General features: G+C 26.2%; 19 protein-coding genes and 5 pseudogenes. 11 read left to right on the top strand and 13 right to left on the bottom strand.

Annotation, left to right across the window (positions count from 1 at the left end):
- Positions 1-42: 42 nt before the first annotated feature.
- The 13 genes from HGD80_RS00935 to HGD80_RS00875 all read right to left on the bottom strand — a co-directional run bounded on the left by HGD80_RS00935 (position 43) and on the right by HGD80_RS00875 (position 8,802).
- Positions 43-297, bottom strand: coding sequence for a hypothetical protein (locus HGD80_RS00935; RefSeq protein WP_219475171.1), 255 nt, complete (start codon positions 295-297; stop codon positions 43-45).
- A 23-nt stretch (positions 298-320) separates the two neighbouring features.
- Positions 321-2,420, bottom strand: coding sequence for an AAA family ATPase (locus HGD80_RS00930; RefSeq protein WP_219475170.1), 2,100 nt, complete (start codon positions 2,418-2,420; stop codon positions 321-323).
- Positions 2,421-2,440: 20 nt separating this feature from the next.
- A complete protein-coding gene (locus HGD80_RS00925; protein WP_219475168.1) occupies positions 2,441-2,734 on the bottom strand; it encodes a hypothetical protein in 294 nt (97 codons plus the stop codon).
- 235 nt (positions 2,735-2,969) lie between these two features.
- Positions 2,970-3,206, bottom strand: a complete 237-nt coding sequence (locus HGD80_RS00920) for a hypothetical protein (RefSeq protein ID WP_219474312.1) — start codon at positions 3,204-3,206, stop codon at positions 2,970-2,972.
- Positions 3,199-3,639 carry a hypothetical protein gene (locus HGD80_RS00915; protein WP_219475167.1) on the bottom strand — a complete coding sequence of 147 codons (441 nt, stop codon included), beginning with the start codon at positions 3,637-3,639 and terminating at the stop codon, positions 3,199-3,201. The genes HGD80_RS00920 and HGD80_RS00915 overlap by 8 nt, the downstream gene beginning before the upstream one ends.
- A 6-nt stretch (positions 3,640-3,645) precedes the next feature.
- Complete coding sequence (locus tag HGD80_RS00910) at positions 3,646-3,846, bottom strand: hypothetical protein (RefSeq protein WP_219475166.1); 201 nt, start codon at positions 3,844-3,846, stop codon at positions 3,646-3,648.
- Between the two features lie 15 nt (positions 3,847-3,861).
- Entirely contained in the window at positions 3,862-4,194 is a 333-nt protein-coding gene (locus HGD80_RS00905; protein ID WP_219475164.1) for an HU family DNA-binding protein, read from the bottom strand.
- A 139-nt stretch (positions 4,195-4,333) separates the two neighbouring features.
- Positions 4,334-5,146 (bottom strand): DNA adenine methylase, encoded by an 813-nt coding sequence (locus HGD80_RS00900; protein WP_219475161.1) that lies wholly within the window; start codon positions 5,144-5,146, stop codon positions 4,334-4,336.
- 200 nt (positions 5,147-5,346) lie between these two features.
- Positions 5,347-5,994, bottom strand: coding sequence for a dTMP kinase (gene tmk, locus HGD80_RS00895; RefSeq protein WP_219475160.1), 648 nt, complete (start codon positions 5,992-5,994; stop codon positions 5,347-5,349).
- The gene (locus HGD80_RS00890; protein WP_225904394.1) at positions 5,987-6,571 is read right to left on the bottom strand and encodes a hypothetical protein; all 585 of its coding nucleotides are present in this window, start codon (positions 6,569-6,571) and stop codon (positions 5,987-5,989) included. Before HGD80_RS00890 ends, tmk begins: the two co-directional genes overlap by 8 nt.
- Positions 6,571-7,869 carry a replicative DNA helicase gene (gene dnaB, locus HGD80_RS00885; protein ID WP_219475157.1) on the bottom strand — a complete coding sequence of 433 codons (1,299 nt, stop codon included), beginning with the start codon at positions 7,867-7,869 and terminating at the stop codon, positions 6,571-6,573. The genes HGD80_RS00890 and dnaB overlap by 1 nt, the downstream gene beginning before the upstream one ends.
- 70 nt (positions 7,870-7,939) lie before the next feature.
- Positions 7,940-8,167, bottom strand: coding sequence for a DUF2963 domain-containing protein (locus tag HGD80_RS00880; RefSeq protein ID WP_219475155.1), 228 nt, complete (start codon positions 8,165-8,167; stop codon positions 7,940-7,942).
- 5 nt (positions 8,168-8,172) lie between these two features.
- Positions 8,173-8,802 (bottom strand): sigma-70 family RNA polymerase sigma factor, encoded by a 630-nt coding sequence (locus HGD80_RS00875; protein WP_219475153.1) that lies wholly within the window; start codon positions 8,800-8,802, stop codon positions 8,173-8,175.
- Positions 8,803-9,151: 349 nt separating this feature from the next.
- Here HGD80_RS00875 and HGD80_RS00870 point away from each other — a divergent pair, with 349 nt between their 5' ends.
- From HGD80_RS00870 to HGD80_RS05325, 11 genes and pseudogenes are all read left to right on the top strand, one after another.
- Positions 9,152-9,301, top strand: coding sequence for a hypothetical protein (locus HGD80_RS00870; protein WP_219475151.1), 150 nt, complete (start codon positions 9,152-9,154; stop codon positions 9,299-9,301).
- Positions 9,302-9,339: 38 nt separating this feature from the next.
- A pseudogene (locus tag HGD80_RS00865) lies at positions 9,340-9,962 on the top strand (hypothetical protein).
- A 1-nt stretch (position 9,963) separates the two neighbouring features.
- Positions 9,964-11,458 (top strand): annotated as a pseudogene (locus tag HGD80_RS00860) (replicative DNA helicase).
- A gap of 11 nt (positions 11,459-11,469) precedes the next feature.
- Positions 11,470-12,793 (top strand): annotated as a pseudogene (locus HGD80_RS00855) (toprim domain-containing protein).
- A 140-nt stretch (positions 12,794-12,933) separates the two neighbouring features.
- Positions 12,934-13,560: pseudogene (locus HGD80_RS05580) on the top strand (phase variable surface lipoprotein).
- A 386-nt stretch (positions 13,561-13,946) separates the two neighbouring features.
- Positions 13,947-14,882 (top strand): annotated as a pseudogene (locus HGD80_RS00840) (IS3 family transposase).
- Between the two features lie 307 nt (positions 14,883-15,189).
- Positions 15,190-16,212, top strand: a complete 1,023-nt coding sequence (locus HGD80_RS00835; RefSeq protein WP_219475143.1) for a hypothetical protein — start codon at positions 15,190-15,192, stop codon at positions 16,210-16,212.
- Complete coding sequence (locus HGD80_RS00830) at positions 16,209-16,460, top strand: hypothetical protein (RefSeq protein WP_219475140.1); 252 nt, start codon at positions 16,209-16,211, stop codon at positions 16,458-16,460. Before HGD80_RS00835 ends, HGD80_RS00830 begins: the two co-directional genes overlap by 4 nt.
- A 213-nt stretch (positions 16,461-16,673) precedes the next feature.
- The gene (locus HGD80_RS00825; protein WP_219475138.1) at positions 16,674-16,847 is read left to right on the top strand and encodes a hypothetical protein; all 174 of its coding nucleotides are present in this window, start codon (positions 16,674-16,676) and stop codon (positions 16,845-16,847) included.
- On the top strand, positions 16,840-17,298 hold the full coding sequence (locus HGD80_RS00820; protein WP_219475136.1) for a hypothetical protein: 459 nt from the start codon (positions 16,840-16,842) through the stop codon (positions 17,296-17,298). Before HGD80_RS00825 ends, HGD80_RS00820 begins: the two co-directional genes overlap by 8 nt.
- Positions 17,258-17,392, top strand: a complete 135-nt coding sequence (locus HGD80_RS05325) for a hypothetical protein (protein ID WP_264081090.1) — start codon at positions 17,258-17,260, stop codon at positions 17,390-17,392. The genes HGD80_RS00820 and HGD80_RS05325 overlap by 41 nt, the downstream gene beginning before the upstream one ends.
- The last annotated feature ends 269 nt before the right edge of the window (positions 17,393-17,661 follow it).

Genomic DNA, 17,661 nt, shown 5'->3' with positions numbered 1-17,661 from the left:
AATATAACAAAAATAGTATTTCTAATTGATTTGAGGATTCTTTTAAACCAATGTTCTTGTTTTTGTTGAGTTTCTACAATTATTTTTGTAGGCTGTGGGGGGGGTGGGTTTGGTAATTGGTTTTGTAGTTTTTGGGGTTGTTTTAGTAATTCTTGTTGAAGTTTTTTTAATTATAGTTGGTTTGGTGGTTGTTTTTTTAACTGTTTTTTTTGGTTTTTTCTTTTTTCGAGGGATAACTTTTTTAGAAGTTATCGCCTTTGGTTTGGTTTTTTTGGTTTTAATTATTTTTTTAGCCATGTTATTCTCTCTCTTTCTAATTTTTATTTATTTTCATCATTTTTAGTATTAAATTTCTTGGTATAAAGGGTAATGTATTGTTTGACTGGGTTGAAGTGAAGGTAGTAGTTTTTGTATCTAAATTTACCATCAAAGTTTTCAATACTTTCAAATTCACGACATTTAAATTCATCTATATAAAAATCTTTATCTTCTTCAAGCAACCATTTTGGCCCTTCGTAGTTGAGTTCTATAGTGTGGTTGGTTGAGGCATGGAGTAATGATACTATGAATTGTGAATCTTCGCGTTTATGTTCGTAGAAAAAAGAGTCAAAATGATCAATTTGGTAGTTTTTATATTTCCATTTATTGAAAGGATTTTTGTAAAAAGGTGGGATGTCAGTTGGTTCATATTCTTGGTGTTGTCCCTTGCCTAAACCATCTAACCCATAGAAGGTGTATTTGATGTTTACTTGAGTGTTATCTTTGGGTGGTTTTAAGTATTTTAACAAACCTTGTTTCCATTCTACATATTGATTTTCACATTCTTTTCTTCTAGCTTCTTTAGTTGTTTCAGAAACTTTAATATTTTGGAAAGTGTTTATAGCTTCATCTAAATCAGAAGCTAACATAACTTCATGATTAGGGTTTTTACGTTTGTATTTTTTGGCTTTAATATAAGCACTATCAATTATTTTTTCTTTTAGGTTTCTAGTAGAATAGTTTTTGCCTTTGCATCTATTAGCAATTTCTTTCAAATGAAGATAAGTATGATAACTAATTTGATAATCGGCTACTAAAAATTGTAAAAAGCCTTCAATTTCATCATCTTTTAATAAATCAATTTTAATTTCTTTGCTAAATCTACTTCTTAAAGCGCTATCAATTTTGTCTAAATGGTTAGTTGCTCCCATTAAGACAATTTTTTTATTACTTCTTTTAAAGCCATCTAATTTAGTTAATAAATTATTAATAATATTAATACTTGTTTTGTTAGATTGGTTATCTTCGCGATTGGCAAGTCCGCTAATTTCATCAATAAAAATAATAGTTTTATCATGATTTTCTGCTTCTTGCCATATTTTTTCTAATTCTTCGTTGCCTTCACCAACGTAAGTCTTATCAAATCTTGATGGTTCTAATTCAATATAGTGTATTCCTAATTCATTGCATAAAGCTTTAATTAAAAAACTTTTTCCAGTGCCAGGAGGACCATATAATAAATATCCTCTAGGAATTAATTTATCAAAATTAACCATAGAAGTGTTGTCGTCTTGAAAATATTCTATTAAATCTTCTAACTCTTCTTTTTCTTGTTTCATTCCATAAACATCAGAAAACATAACTTTCTTTTTTTCACCTTGATAAGAAGTGTTATTTTGTAAAGCTTTGATTTCTTCTTGCAGTTGTTTGATTTGTTTATCAAATTGGATTAATTGACCGTCTAAAAACAAATCATAACTTTTTAAATTTTGGAATTCTTCAACATTATCTTTGTTTTGAATCATTAAATCTTTAATGATGTTTTTATTAGCGTTATTCAAAACCATTGCTTCTTCCAAAATCTGAAGTTTTTCATTAATAAATAAATTTTTACTAGTTTTGGTGATTTGAGAAGTAATAGTTTTAATTTTTTCTTGGTTATTAGTTTTTGTAGTTAATAATTGTTTTTTTTGTTCGATTAAGTCTAAAGTTTTTTTATTAATAGATTCTTTTTTATCTTTATTTTCTTGGAGTTTTTGGGTTAAAGAGTTAATTTCTTCTTGTAATTTGGTTTTATCTTCTTCTTTTAAGTCTTTGTTTTTAAGATTAGTTTCTTTTGTTTCTTTTTTTGTTGTTAAGTTTTTTTCTTCTATATTGCAATCACTTATTATATCTAAATTTAATTTAATTTGTTGGTCTAAATGTTGTATTTGTTGAAGGTTTTTTCTTTGTTCTTCGATTTGTGTTTCATTAGTTTTTTTTAATTCTTCGAGATATTTTGATATTTCATCTAATTCTTGTTTTTTTTGAGGTGTTAACGAATTATTTTGCGGCAAATCGTTTTGTTTGGAAGTTTGGGAAAGAAAACCGTAAATCCATAAACCCAAAACCGCTAAAATACAAACACCCAAAAAAGTTAAATAAATTTTTTTTAATTTCATATTTTTCCTTTCTTTTTTTATTATTCATGTTTTGGTTTAACTTCTTTAGTTGGTTCTTGTTCTTTATCTTCTTTATTTGGTGGTGGAGTTTTTGAATCGTTAATTTTGTTATCATTGTTTTCGGTTCCTGTTGATGGTGGAGTTTGGTTGTTGACAATATTTTCACAAATAGGATTATTATTTTTTCTAATAAAGTAATAACTAACTCCTCCTATAATTAAAATTATCATTATTAAAAGTAAAAAGAGATTGAAAAAATATCTTTTAGTTCGAATATTTTTTTTGTTAATAACTTTTTTTTGGATTTTTCTCATTTTAAATTAAATTTCCTTTCTTTTGTTTTTTTCTTCTGTTTTTTCTAAATTATCTATAATTTAGTTAATTTTTTTATCTATTTTATTAAATTTTTCTTTTAATTTCTTGTTTTAATTCATCTACTTTCTTTTAAAGAATGAATTATTATTATTTAAAATTACGATTTAACAAAGATACCCAATTATGGATGCTGTTAAAATAAGTATTATTAAATTGATATAAAATAAATTTTTGTTATTCATTTCCATCCTCCTTTTCATTAATTGGATTGTTTTTTTCTTTTGATTCGTTATTTGGATTTGTAATAATTGAAAATAAACTTTTAGTTTTATTTTCTTTTTTTGACTCATTTTTTTTATTGATTTCTGGCGATGAAATTGAATTAAAAAATATTTTTTTAATGATAAACATTAAAGAAGTTGTAAATAGAGCGCCAACGATAAATCCAATAGAGAAATTTAGATCATTCATTTTCTTCCTCCTTTTCATTAATTGGATTGGGGTTTTTTGATTTAAGTTGTTTTTTTCTTCTTTTTTTCTCTTTCCAATTAGCAACTTTGACTTTTTGTACTTCTATTTGGGATTGGAGTTTTTCTTGGGTTTCATTGATTTTATCTATTTTTTGTAATAATTTTTGCTCTAAATATTCTTGTCTGGCATTTTGGATTTCTAAGTTTTGTAGTTTTTTGTTGGGGAAAAAGATACCTAAAATCATATTTTTGATGAAAATTAAAGTGTTTGTAATTAATTTAAAAATAGGTTTGAACCCAGAAACAATAAGAATAGTGAAAAGCGTTGTTTGGATTCCATCCATTCTTCGTTCAAGTATTTCGGTAGTGCTAAATCCTTTGGTATAATTTAGAATAAAATTGATAATTGTTGCAAATATTGGAAATAACCACATATTTTTTTACCTTTCTGAATAATTTTTAATAACTTTGATTCGTTTGTTTTTAAATGTTTTCTTTTTGTTTGGTACAGTTTTGTTGGGATAATATAAATTAACCCATTTTCCTTTTGGATGTCGGTATTTGTTGATTATTTTTTTGTTTAGTTTGTTTTGGGATTTAAAATAAATTTCATTGCATGCTTCTGTCATTCCATCACTCATGTTTTTATCTCCTTTTTATTTTAATTTAAGGGTTTTGACTTTATCTTTAAGTGATTTTGACATTTTAAAACTAACAACCGTTTTTGCGGGTATTTTTAAGTTTTTACCAGTTCTTTTTCCTGTTTTTTTGCCTGTTTGTTTATTGATGATGAATTTAGTTTCGGGGGTTGTGTGGGCTTTTCTAGTTTTTAAGATGAATTTGCCAATTTTAGAGGATAAAACCACTTCTTCATTTGATGTGATAGCTTTCATGAGGGCATTTTCAAATGAATTGTAAAATTCTTCAGTTTTCACAACTGAAGTTTTTAGTTGCTTTGCAACTTCTTTGATTAATTCTTTTTTATTCATTTTTCTTTTTCTCCTTGTTATTTAATTTTTTATTATTTTTTATTTTGAGTTTTAATTGGCTGCGGTTTTTGAAATAAGTACCGCGGTAAATTTCAGTCATAGCATCGCTCACATTTTAATATTCTCCTTACGATTTTTTTTAATAATTTTTGATAATAACTTCTTGCAACCCTCTTTGTGAGGTTAAAGCATGACTGGTAGTGGTTTTAATTGTTTGAATGTTAAAATCCTCAAACAATTTAATTATTTTTGCTGAATTGTAATTAGTATACAACCATTTTACATTGCGATGATTTGCCTCTTTTAAATATTTATAAAGCCTTATATGATCTTCAAATGTAAAAGGGTGTTGGTAAAAATCTTTATCTTTAATACCTTCGCGGTAATAAGGGGGATCAATGAAAATAAAATCATTGCTTTGGGCTTGGGTGATGACACTTCCAAAATCACCATTTAACAATTTTAAATTTTTAACATTAGTTTTTATTCTTTGTAATTCTAAAAAATCAATAATAGGTTTTTTAATTCGCGACTTAAATCCGTATGATAAATGAATGGTTCCATCAGGACGATAACGGAAAATGCCCCGAAAAGCATATTTTAATAAAGTATAAAAAAGAGCACTTTTGAAAACTCCAAAATTACTTTTGTTAAATCTATCTACGAAAAGTTTAAATGTTTTTTTTTGCGTCTTTTGATCTTTATTTGTATATATTGTGTCTTCAAATTTACGCACACAATTACAAAACAATTCTGGTTTGGCTAACATATTTTGCCAAAGTTCCATTAAATTATTGTCGTTATCATTCAAAATTGCGGTTGGGGGTGTAATAGTTTGGAATAAAGCCCCACCACCTAAAAAAGGCTCAAAATAATTGTTATAATTTGTTGGAATTTGACATAACAATTGCGGCATCATTTTCTTTTTGGTTCCAATCCAATTAATTTGCATTTTGAAACTCCTTTAACCAAATGTATATTAAAAAAACAATATCAGAAACAAGACTAATTGTAATGTTTGCTTTAATTCCTAAATTAAAATCAAAAAACAGAGTCATTAAATTTGTTATTATAAATCCTAAATATGTTAAAGTCAATATTATTGAAATATTTTTCGATTTTAAAATCATTTTAATTATTCTCCTTATTTGTTTATAATATTTTTTTAGTAATTAATGTTTGAATTATTTGTTCTAAATTTCCTTGTTGTGAGTTTGTTGCATTAATTAAAAAACTGTTGCAATTTTGATGTTTGCAATTGGGATTATTGCAATATTTATGTTGATTTAAATAATTTTGGCGAACATTTTCAAAATATTTTAAGGGTTTTTGTTCGATGATGTCTAATTTATGATTAGGTTGTGTTTGTTTTCGTTGTAAGCTGTTTTGGGGGTCAATATCTAAATAAAAAGTTAATGCTGGTTTAATTAAGAAACGACTTATGATTTTGGAAGTTATTTCATCTTCATAATCAATATAATTAGCATTGCTTTGATATGCTAAAGTAGAATCATACCAACGGTCAACTATAACAATAAAACCACTTAGTAAAGCGGGCATTATCAACTCATCTTGGGTCTGAATCATATTGGCGAAACTAAGAAAATATTTACTTTTAGGGCTTGTTTTTATTTGATATAAAAATAAATTTCTTATTTCCTTTCCAATAGAACTACTTCCTAAACCTTGAAAAACTTTGACTTTATGTCCTTTATTAATTAAAGATTTTTTTAATTTATTTATTAAAGTGGTTTTCCCACAACCATCGATTCCTTCAAAAACAATTAATTTATTAACCATTCTTAATATTTCCTTTCGTATTTTTGATTAAATTAATATCTTTAAAAGAAATAAATTGTCTTTGGAATAAGGTATTTACAAAGATATTAGCTTTTTGAGAAAAACAATCAATTACTTTATCAATTCCTTGGACTTTGCCGTTTTTAATTTTATTGTTGAGCCTTTGGGATTCGATAGCATTATTAGTTAATAAGTAATATTCAAAACGTGTGTCTAATTTTTTTAATTGTTGGGCTTCAATGATGGCTTGTTTATAACGTTCACGGAGACAAGTTTTAAAATTAAAAGCAACAATTCGTTTGTTTTGGGTAAACAATACTAAATCAAATTTGATATCAGGAATAAAAAATAAATATGTTTGAGGATATTGTTTGGTGATTCCATAATGCCGAAAATAAATTAAAATTAGATATTCATTGATTTTACCACGCAGTACTTTTTGCTTTTGGGAAGTTGATTTGGTAATTTGAAAATAATGATTCAAACTTTGATGATTAAATTGCATATATTGATTAAAAGGATATTTAAAGTAATTATCAGGTTTGAGTTGGGATAAAATTTTATCTGAAATTAACATTATTTTTCCTCAATTCTTTGGATTTCTTTATCAAAATTAAAATAACATTGGCCTAATTTACCTGCCCTATTTTTAGCAACAATAAATTGGGTAAAATCTTCTACAACATTTGTAAATTGATCTTTTTCATAATAACTTTCGCGATGCAAAAACATAACCATATCGGCATCTTGTTCGATTGAACCTGAATCTCTTAAATCTGAAAGATTAGGGGTTTTAGATTCTCTCATTAAAGTTGCGCGGTTCATTTGGCTTAACGCAATAATAGGAATTTGTAATTCCATTGCTAATTTTTTCAATTCACGAGTAATAATCCCAATTGCTTGATTTAAATTCAGAAATTGGTCATCTCTTAAAAGGTGTAGATAATCAATGAAAACTATATCAAGTCCTTGGTGAAATTTTAATTGACGGCATTTTCTTTTAACTTCTTCTATTTTGGTATTTCTGTCATCATCAATTAAAATATTCAATTCAGTTAATTTTTCTTCTGTTTGCAATAATTGCAACTTTTCTTCGCGAGTTAATTGTTGCTGTTCCATTTTTTTGATACTAATCTGAGATTCACAACTGATTAAACGTTTAATTAGTTCTTCAGATGTCATTTCTAAACTAAATATCAAAATATTATGTTTTTTAGGGATATTTTGAAAAACTTTAGCAATATTGACAGCCAAATTTAACATAAAGGCAGTTTTACCCATTCCAGTTCTTGCGGCTAAAATATTTAATTGTCCTGGTTTAAAACCTCCAATTAAATCATCTATATTATTAAATCCTGTTTTAACTCCAACTAAATTATTTTTATTGTGGTTTTCCAAAATGTCTTTGATTACTTTAGAAACACAACTTTTTAAATCTTTAAACTTGGGAGTGAGTTTTTTTCTTAATTTTGCAGTATTTGTTTCTATTAATTCTAAAATCTCTTGGGGAGTTATTTTGCTTCTTGCAATTTGGGATAATTTAGCAACAATACCGCCAATTTCTCTTTTTAAAGATGTTTCTTTAATTAAATCAATGTATGTTTCTAAGTGATGTGGAGAAGGCATCAAATCAGATAATTCATTTAAATAATTAATTCCTCCTATTTGTTTTAATAATTTTTCATTTTCTAAAATAGCACTTATAGAAGCATAATCAATTTCTTTATTATTTTGATGTAAGATTTTCATGGCTTTAAAAATATATTTATGATGAGGACTGTAAAAGTCAGTTTCTGTAATTTCATTAAAAACTAAAGAAATTGTTTCGGGGTTTAAAAGGACAACCCCCAACAAAGCGCGTTCGGCTTCAATCATCTTTCTAACTCCTTTTTTTAATTTGGGTATAAAAAATACCCCTTAAAAAGGGGTTTAGTTTCTATATTGATTAAAAAGTTTTAATTTTTTCAATTGTTCCGTCAGAATTGTAATAGGTCTCCTTGATTGTTTCTTCTGTTATGGGATTATATTCAGTAATGCAGTCAATTGTTTTGCCATCTTTATTAAACCATGTTGTTTTAATAAAATTCCATGTATCAGGGTCATGTTCGTGAATACCACAAATTTTTTTACCATCAGCATTATAATAAGTGGTTGTATTTTTTTGATAATTCATATTATTTATTTCCTTTTTATTATTTTTTTTAATTTATTAATTGCTTTGGTTTTGGTAATTTCTACTTGCCTTGAAGATAAATTCAACATTTTACCTATGTCTTTGTTGGAATACTCAATTTGAGGGTATTGGTTTTGGTTTTTTAAAGGAATCCCAAAACTTAATCTAATAATCTCGAATTCTTGGGTATTTAAAATGGATTTAATTTTTTGAATAAACAATTCATGATTAACTTGCTTTAACCAAATTTGATGGGGGTTTAGAATGTTGATATTAATAGTTTGAGGTTGTGTTTCTTCAAAAGGAATATTACTTACTTGTTTTTCTTTTCGAAAAACCTCTCTGGAAGTTGAAGTAGTTTGTAGGCCTCTAATAAGTTCTGTGATTTCACCTTTAATTGTCGGGGTAGCATAGACAATAAAATCATAACCTAAATCTTGGTAATTATTTAAAGCTTTGATTAATCCTAAAACCCCTTCTTGGTATAAATCCTCTCTTTGAAGTGCTTTAGGGAAATATTTAAATTGTTTAACTATTTTTTTTACTAATGGTAAATGCATTTCGATTAATTGATCGCGAATTGCTAAATTCTTTTTATTTTTTAAAAAATCTTTAAATAATTTTTGTCTTAACATTTTATTCCTTCCTAAAAACATTTTTAGAAAAGATATGAAATTATTTTAGTCTTGAAAAGAAAAAAGACTAACTTAATAGTTAGCCTTAAAGAATTTTTAAAAAACAAAAAAAGTGTCTAAACTTTTGGAACACCTCACTCTTATCGGAAGAACTAGAAAGAAAAAACAAAAAACCATCAAAGAGATCTCATTGAAAGACAATCATTAACTTATTTTCAAACCGTTCGCCAAGGATACAATCATTATCTCACTCATTATACTAGTGGAGTTAATAAATTAATTTTAAATGGAAGTGATTCTATCAAATCCAATGTCAAAAAAATTATTAAACAAATAGGAGCACTATCAAATGGCGATCATAATTAAGAAAAAATGTCAAAACGGCAATAACTACTTCTATTTTTCTAATGGAAAAATCAAAACCATTCATAAAGATGGTACCATTACCTGGAAAACAAAAAGAATTTTTAAAACTAAAAAAACCAACAAAAGACCTTAATTTAAAGGTCTTTTTTTATTTAAAGAAAGGAATATCAAATGTTAAATAACCAAGATTTTATGAATATTCAACAATTTAATACTAATATCCAAACTGTGGAAATCTTAAAATGTTTTTTAACAAAGACACCTTTAATCTTTCTATTAACGAATATATGAAAACCAATCACCAACAATTAAACCATTATTTTAACCAAAATAACATCAACTCTCAAAATCAAAAAGTAATCCGTGGTAAAATCAATGAATATCTTATTTTACTCTATTTGCAAAACCAAGGTATTATTCATTTATATCCTCAAGCTTATTTATTCTTCATCCCCGACATTAAATTTGATTTAGTGTTGTTTACGAAAAATAAACGGATTATCGCTTTTAATTTTAAAACATGTCTGCGTGATCGCTATAAACAAGCCATGGTAGAAGGGCAACAATTAAAAAAACTCGATACTCGTTTTGAATTTTATTTATTAACCAACAAAGAACCAGAAACTCAGAGATTAAATAATAAAATCAATCAAGGAAAAGTCCAAGGTATTAATCAAGTAATTAACTTATTTTCCAATTCAGCCAACAATTTCTTACAAAACTTAATTACCCGTCAATTCATCGCTTTTTCTAACATTAACATCATTAAAAAAGAAAAAAAGGAGTTAATATAAAATGTTAACCAACGAACAAAAAGCGTTAAAACAATTAATAAATTATATCGAACAAGGCCAATGGGAAAAGTTAAACCTTTATTGTCAAATCATCAACCCCAAAACCCTACTTGACCCCAACAACACAAAAATATTTAAAACCTTAAAATATTTAACTTTAAACCAGACAAATACTCATCCCTTTGATAAAATCAAATCTCAAACTGAGATCATCAAAGAATTACTCGCTTATCTTCGAACTCATTTTCCCCAAGATCATTTTACGAAAGAATCATTATCTTTTTTAAGTAATGATTTGAGTAAAGAAAATAACCTTGATTTTTTAGCTAACTTAAAACATACCTATACCCAAGAAAAACTGTTCCAACAACTCTTAAAAATTATTAGTCCTTCTTTTGAAAACAAAGATCCTTATCATAAACATCTATACTACCAAGAAATCTTTGATAAATTAAGAAAATTTATGGCTTTGATTCCGCATCAATCAGATAAAACCTTATTAAATTTAAATCAAATGGCTTCTTGTAACCCTGAATTTTTTGAAACTGATAACCAAGCCAAACAAAAAATCCAAGAAGAATATTGCCGCTTATTAGAAACTTTCAAAGGCTTAAATCAAGCCACGAAAGGCTTTAAAAAAAGGTCAAATCATTACCATTGGTGGCTATACTGGTTTAGGAAAAACCACCTTTGTCTACAATCTTCTTTTAGATATCACCAAAACTAAGTATCAAGAAACTCATCATCACCCTCATCTCTTAGTTTTTTCTTATGAAATGACAATGGAGGAAAATTTAAGTCATTTATTAGCCCACCAAACTCAAATTCCCTTAGATGTTATTTTAGCTAAAAATTGGGAAGACTCAAACATCACTCAACATACCTACATGGAAAGGATGAATGACGCTCAACAATTCTTTTCCCAGCTTAACTTATCCTTTAGTTATGATCAAAGTAAAAAAATAGATTATATCATTGATTTAGTTTATCGCCTTCATTTAGAACAAAAAGTAGAAATCATCGTCATTGACTACCTTCAAATTACTAAAGCGTCCAATCATTTAGAAAATGACCGTCTATCCATTGATGAAATTATGACGAAACTCAAACAATTAGCCATGGAATTAAACATCGTTATTATCATTTTATCTCAATTTTCCAGAGATACATACAGTAATTTTCAAGGGAAATCCCCTGAAATCACCGCTTTAAAAGGAAGTGGTGGAATTGAAACTAACTCAGATATCGTCTTAATGATGTCTGAATTCCAACCCAAACTATCCAAAGACCAAGACAAACCCTTAAATATCTATAATCAAAATTGTAATCAATTATATTTAGCATCAAAAAACAACGAATCTCAAAAAATCATTGAATTATCTATTAAAAAGAATCGCAGTGGTACCAAAAAGAATTTAGTTTATCACTTTGAAATGACCACGCAAACCTTCCAAGAAATCGGTTATATTTTGCCTTATTCATTAGAAAGTTATTAAGGAGTTCATCAATGAATTATCAAGATAAAATAAAATACATTCAAACCCATTTCCCCATGTCGGTTTTATTAAAAAAATTAAATATAATACCACTAAATTTTAACATCAACCACCGTTTCCCTTGTCCCATTCATCAAGGAAAAAATCCTACTTTTTGTCATTTCACTTCTACTAACAAAATTCATTGTTGGAAATGTGTTCGCGATTACGATCTGATTGATGTTTATATGACTATCCGTCAAATTAAATCTTTTTCTAAAGCGATTCAAAGAATAGAAGGATTTATGAATTCTTTCGAATTTAAAACCTTAATCCAACAAGAAAAAGAAACAACGAAAATAACTACGAACCCTTTTCAACAGTTATATCATTCAATGAAACCAAAACCACCAATTGACGAAAAGGAAATTAATATCAAAAAGAAACAATTATTTAAAAAAATCTCACCCTTATTCAACCAAATTCGCGATTATTATCATTATTTATTAATTTCCAACCGAAAAAATGAAAGCCAACCAGGATTAACTTATTTAACTCAAAAAAGAAACTCACTTTAGAAACCATCAAAGAATTTCAACTAGGTTATGCCCCCTTATCTGATAAACCTTTATCTTTTCGGTTAGTAAATTACTGTCAAAAGAAAAATATTAAGATCGATCAATTATTAGAATATGATTTTATCCAAGAAAAAACTAATCAACAAAGAAAAAAATATTATCATGATACTTTCCATGGTTCTATTATTATCCCCATTGAAAATGGTTATCATCAAACTTTTCATTTTTATCAAAACCATTTTCGCGAAGTTTCTTATTTTCAACCTAAATATCAAGCTTTAACTAATTTCAGTCAAACCCCCACCTTTCATTTTAGTTATCGGTTTTTTGAAGCGTTACCTTTTATCAAACAAACCAAAACCATCATCATTCATGAAGGCTTTTTTGATGTCATTATTTGTTGGCAAAACAAAATTAAAAACGTGGTTGGTCTCATTTGTGTCGCTCAATTACTTTCTAAATCACAATTAGAAATTCTCAAAAAAGAAAAGATTAAAGTGATTATCGCCTTAGATATTGATGAAACAGGACGAAAACGCAGTGAAGTGTTAGGATTACAACTTAAAGAAGAAAATATTATTTACGAAATTAGATGTATTTTACCACCTTATGATAAAACTTGTAAAGATGTCGATGATTTATTATGTCAATACGGGAAAGAAGCATATCAAAAATGTTTTTAGATCCATACATTACTTATGAAGAGGCCAAAAATAAAATCATCGTCGATTTAGCGATTCATTTCTTTGGCGAAGACAAAGTTGAAGTAATTAATTAAATTATTTTTTTACACCAAAATATATAACATCTACACATATAAAAACATTAATACACTCTCATAAAAGTATATATAAACTTAAATTTAACTATTTAGGGTTTTTATTTTTATAACAAAAAACCAAATTAAGGAGAAAAGAAATGAAAAAAGACACTAGCCAAGAAATTAGAATCGGAGGTTGGAACGCGAAAACCACCCCTAATGATTTAACTCAAATTAAAAACTTTTTAAAAATATTAAAAGAAGATTTAATCAATCTCACTATTATCTCTCATTCCAAAAAGAAAAATACTTACCAAGAAGCTAATTGCCGTACCAAAAACCAAACTCTCTTCGTCGATCATCAAATCTTAGAAGAAATGAAACAAACCAAAATCACCTTAATTAATGATAATTTCTCTTCTAGTAATAGTAAACTATTACTTTCTGATTTAACCCCTCTTAAAAGCTAAAATAACCCCCTTAAACATCTATTTAATATCTTCCAAATCAATTATAAAAATGAATTCAAAAATATCATCAAAGAATTAATTGGAAAAATTGATGTCAATAAGTTAGAAACTTTACAGTTATATCAATTAGACCCTCAAAAGCTAGATAAATATCATAAACCTATGAAAACTAACTATAAGAAGAGGTTAAACATCATCTATTATCGAAAAGAAGATTTAAAATATCTTCAATTCTTTTTGACAAAAAATAAACAAGGTTATCGGGTGAAAAAACTACATCCTATGTATAAATATTTAATAAAAAAAGAAAACTAACAACTTTACTAACAACTTTACTAACAGTTTTATAACAGTTTGACTTTGAAAATAATCTATATAAACATTAACTCATTTAAGGAGTGATATTTGATATTTTATATCGATAATGATACTCGATATTTGATATTATCGCATTATCATTTTTCATATCATTATTATATCGATATCATAAAAACCTCTTTTGAGGTAATTTTATTTTTTTAATTTATTTCAATCATTAAATCAACTTTAATTTTTAAATTAACTGCCTTACCAAGTATTGATTATTATATATGAAACAAAAAGATGAACGCGCTGAAGCACTTATTGATCAAATAAAAAATCTTTTAGAGTTATAATAGCTGATATATTTAAAATAATTTATAAAGATAATTGGTGTTAAGATGCAAAAATTAAAACAAAAAATTAAATTATTACAAAAAATGATTGAAAAGGTTAAAAAACTGATAAAAAGATTGTTTTTCATTTAGTCAACCAATTCAATCAAACCCTGAATTTAACCACCATTTTAAAAACAATTCAAATTAAAAGAAGTACTTATTATTATTGGTTGAAAATAAAAGCTAAACTAAAAGAAAAAGAAGAAAAATACCTGTTACAACAAAAACGGATTAAAGCTTTATGTTTCCATTATCAATATTTTTACGGTCATCGAAAAATCACTGATTTATACCAAAAAACCTTTAACGAATTCATCACCAAGAAAAAAGTTTATCTCATCATGAAAAAAAACGACATTAGTTGTCTTTTAAGAATCAAAAAAAATTTACTTACCATAATTTAAAAAATAATCTCCAAATAATTCCTAATTTAATCAATCAAGATTTTATGGCAACCAAACCCCTCCAAAAACTCTTTACTGATATTACTTATTTTAAAACGAATCAAGGTTTTCTCTATTTTTCTTGTATCATCGACTCTTTTAACAATCAAATAATTGCTTCACATGTTTCAAACCAACAAAATAAAGATTTAGTTTTAAAAACTATTAAAAAATTACCTTCATTAAAAGAACCTTGTATCATTCACTCCGATCAAGGAAAAGTTTATCAATCACTCAAAATTCAACAAACTTTAACAAAAAAAGGTTTTTTAATCAGCATCTCCCGAAAAGCCACCCTCGTGATAACGCAGTCATTGAGAACTTTTTCGGCCAAATGAAAACGATCTTACAACATCAAAATCCTTTTTTATTTCAAAAATCTCCTAACAAAATGAAAAAATTAATCAATCAATTTCCTCAATTTTGGAATAATAAGTGGATTTTAAGCAAATTAAACCATTCAACCCCATCTCAATATATTCAAAATTTGAGATAAATTTTTAGTTGAATTAATATAAAATTAATATAACCTTGAAAAAGGTTACTTTAGTACGCTTTTTTACCTAAAAATAGTAAAATTTAAAAAAAATATCATTTTCTTTCATTTTGTTGACTATTTTTTAACTTTTTTTACCTAACTATATAGTGAAGGGTTAAAATATTAAAAAAATATCTTTTGAAACTAAAGAATTATCAAAAAAAGTTTAGACACTTTTTAATTCAACAAAATATTTCCTTAGTTTGAAAAGATAGGAAATTATCTATTAACTTTTAGTCTTAAAGAACAATTTTAAAAATTAAATTTGTTTAAAAAAAGGAAACAGCTCAAATATACCAAGAACAAAAAGAAACTATTCAAAAATATCAAACTTTTTATTACAAGAATTAGAAACCCAAAAAAAGATATTACTAATCGTTTTAAAGGTAGAAAACCTTATGAAATTTATTTACAACAAGAAAATCTCTTACAAACACAATTACAACAAGGAATTAATGAATTAATCAATACTTATGTTACTGAACCATTACAACTTTTAGAAACGTCCAAAAATAAGGTTCAAACAGAAATTACCAAGATTAAAAATTTTATCCAAGAAACTCCAATTGATAATCTTAATACAACTTCTTTAAAAAAAGATTTTGATGCTTTTAATAATAATTATTGTACCAAAAGAGAAGTATTTACCGAACAACAAGCCCAAACTAAACAAGAAGTAGATCAAAATTTAGCTGAATTAAAAGCTAAAATAGAAGACTTAATTATTAAATATCAAGCTCTTTTGCGAGAATCAGAAGAGATGAAAACCAAATTTAATAACTTAGAACCACATAATGAATTAAATGGGGTTTTTGCAACTCCTTTAACAAAAACTAAATTTTTAAGTCTCTTAAAAAAATTACAAGACTCAGAAATATATAAAGAACTACACTACAATCAATTAATTACTAAACCAGAAACTAATTTTAAACAAAGCAGTAATGCTTATTTTTATATTCAAACTATATTACGTTTATTAACAGCACATAACACAAATATAAATACTTTTATTCAAAATTTAGAACAAGTAAAAATGCCAAAAGTACCCATTTTTGATGCAATAAACAAAGAAAATGAAAGAATAATTGAAGAAGAATATCAAAGTTATAAAGAAGCTATTAATACTTTTTTTCAAGAAATCCAAACTCCAGAACAAATTACCCAAGAAGACAAAAATCTTTTTAAAGGCCAAAACACTTGGCTTAATAATGTTATGCAAAATCTACACACTAACTTATCTCAGAAAGCCCACAAAAGTAAAGAAGACCAAAACTACATTAAAAAATGACTTTAGAACATCATTATATTAATTTTAAAAGTAGACATGATGAAATTTTGAGTCTTTTGGAAGCTTTATTTCCTAATGTGAAAAAACAAACTCGAACAGAAAAAGATATTTTACAATTAAATAATCAAAATATAGAATCAATAAACCAAAATCAAAGAGCACAAAACAACAAGGACTGTGAAATTTCAGCAGAGCAAACATCAGTTCAACAAAAAAACAAGCCAAACAACAAGAACAAGAAAAAATAAGAAATGCAATACAACAAATACAAGAAACAAAAGAAACATTTCCAGAACCCTTAATTTTAGAACCCCAAGGACAAGAATTTCCTCCAGTTTTCAATAATCCTGAATTATATCCTAATCTAGAACAAATTTTAGCATCTTATGAAAGTCATCTCAACGAACTAAACATTCAATTAGAAAGACTAAAACAAGGTTTAAAAGACATAATCCAAACATATGCAACTAAAATTATTAAATTTATTAGTAACACTTTCTTTTGAATCACTTCAAGCACATAATAAAACTTTTAATTGGGTTAATAATTCTTTTCAAAATTTTGAACACACAGAACAAGTCAGAAGACAAATAAATGATTGGCTAAATCAGAGGGGAGGTTATCGTTATGAATAAAACCAATGATTATCAAAAATTAGATAATAAGTTGTCAAATCAATTAATCCATATTTGGCTTTGGGGTTTAATTGGAATTAATGTTTTATTTATAACTGTTATTTATCTTGGTAATCACACTAAAATTAAAAACTTTTTGAAATATGATCTATGGGGTTTTTTAAAAGAAAAACAATTAGAAGAAGAAGAAATAACAAGTTATCATGAAGCAGGACATACTTCTTGCAAAGTTTTAAAATCTGATCCCAAAACAGAAACACTCCTTAATTTTGGAGGAACTGCTGCTAAAAATATTTTAGCCAAAAACCATCAAATGAAACGTTTACAAGTAGGAAAAGGCTCTGGTTCTGACCATAATAGTGCTAAACATAACTTAAATAAATTCTCTCCTTATCCTCAAAAAGATTTTAATGCCTTTTTACAAAAAAACAGAACATTTATTACAAAATAATAAAGATGCCTTAGATGAAATAGCCCGTAAATTATTAATTAAAAAAACTTTATCTCAAAAAGATTTAGATGAAATTACTAAAAAATATCCTTAAAAGTTACAATAAATAAGATTTATAATTTTCTAATAATAAAATGTTTGAAATAAAAAAGTCCTTTTGTTGAAGGGCTTCCTTTTTGAGTTATTATAATATTTTTGCACTTTTTACAACTAATATAAAAGTCAATATTTTTGAATAATCAAGTATTTTTAGTAGCTCAAATTAACAAATTACTAAAAATTGCCTTTTTCAAATTACAAAACAACAAAAAAATAAAAAAAAGTTAGCAAAAAATAACATAATATTAAAAAAAATGCTAAAAT

It is taken from the genome of Paulownia witches'-broom phytoplasma (assembly GCF_019396865.1).
In the GTDB taxonomy this organism is placed as follows: Bacteria; Bacillota_I; Bacilli_A; order Acholeplasmatales; family Acholeplasmataceae; genus Phytoplasma; species Phytoplasma asteris.
The sequence above is the reverse complement of the archived record's forward strand: the minus strand, read 5'-3'. Positions and strand labels throughout refer to the sequence as shown.

What these genes read in the sequence shown, in the direction of transcription:
- HGD80_RS05325 (WP_264081090.1), top strand. Translation starts at nt 17,258, where the DNA reads ATGCCTTTTTACAAAAAAACAGAACATTTATTACAAAATAATAAAGAT.
- HGD80_RS00820 (WP_219475136.1), top strand. Translation starts at nt 16,840, where the DNA reads ATGAATAAAACCAATGATTATCAAAAATTAGATAATAAGTTGTCAAAT.
- HGD80_RS00910 (WP_219475166.1), bottom strand. Translation starts at nt 3,846, where the DNA reads ATGAGTGATGGAATGACAGAAGCATGCAATGAAATTTATTTTAAATCC.
- dnaB (WP_219475157.1), bottom strand. Translation starts at nt 7,869, where the DNA reads ATGATTGAAGCCGAACGCGCTTTGTTGGGGGTTGTCCTTTTAAACCCC.
- HGD80_RS00925 (WP_219475168.1), bottom strand. Translation starts at nt 2,734, where the DNA reads ATGAGAAAAATCCAAAAAAAAGTTATTAACAAAAAAAATATTCGAACT.
- HGD80_RS00875 (WP_219475153.1), bottom strand. Translation starts at nt 8,802, where the DNA reads ATGTTAAGACAAAAATTATTTAAAGATTTTTTAAAAAATAAAAAGAAT.
- HGD80_RS00920 (WP_219474312.1), bottom strand. Translation starts at nt 3,206, where the DNA reads ATGAATGATCTAAATTTCTCTATTGGATTTATCGTTGGCGCTCTATTT.
- HGD80_RS00900 (WP_219475161.1), bottom strand. Translation starts at nt 5,146, where the DNA reads ATGCAAATTAATTGGATTGGAACCAAAAAGAAAATGATGCCGCAATTG.
- HGD80_RS00915 (WP_219475167.1), bottom strand. Translation starts at nt 3,639, where the DNA reads ATGTGGTTATTTCCAATATTTGCAACAATTATCAATTTTATTCTAAAT.
- HGD80_RS00825 (WP_219475138.1), top strand. Translation starts at nt 16,674, where the DNA reads ATGCAACTAAAATTATTAAATTTATTAGTAACACTTTCTTTTGAATCA.
- HGD80_RS00905 (WP_219475164.1), bottom strand. Translation starts at nt 4,194, where the DNA reads ATGAATAAAAAAGAATTAATCAAAGAAGTTGCAAAGCAACTAAAAACT.
- HGD80_RS00830 (WP_219475140.1), top strand. Translation starts at nt 16,209, where the DNA reads ATGACTTTAGAACATCATTATATTAATTTTAAAAGTAGACATGATGAA.
- HGD80_RS00890 (WP_225904394.1), bottom strand. Translation starts at nt 6,571, where the DNA reads ATGTTAATTTCAGATAAAATTTTATCCCAACTCAAACCTGATAATTAC.
- HGD80_RS00880 (WP_219475155.1), bottom strand. Translation starts at nt 8,167, where the DNA reads ATGAATTATCAAAAAAATACAACCACTTATTATAATGCTGATGGTAAA.
- tmk (WP_219475160.1), bottom strand. Translation starts at nt 5,994, where the DNA reads ATGGTTAATAAATTAATTGTTTTTGAAGGAATCGATGGTTGTGGGAAA.
- HGD80_RS00930 (WP_219475170.1), bottom strand. Translation starts at nt 2,420, where the DNA reads ATGAAATTAAAAAAAATTTATTTAACTTTTTTGGGTGTTTGTATTTTA.
- HGD80_RS00935 (WP_219475171.1), bottom strand. Translation starts at nt 297, where the DNA reads ATGGCTAAAAAAATAATTAAAACCAAAAAAACCAAACCAAAGGCGATA.
- HGD80_RS00870 (WP_219475151.1), top strand. Translation starts at nt 9,152, where the DNA reads ATGGCGATCATAATTAAGAAAAAATGTCAAAACGGCAATAACTACTTC.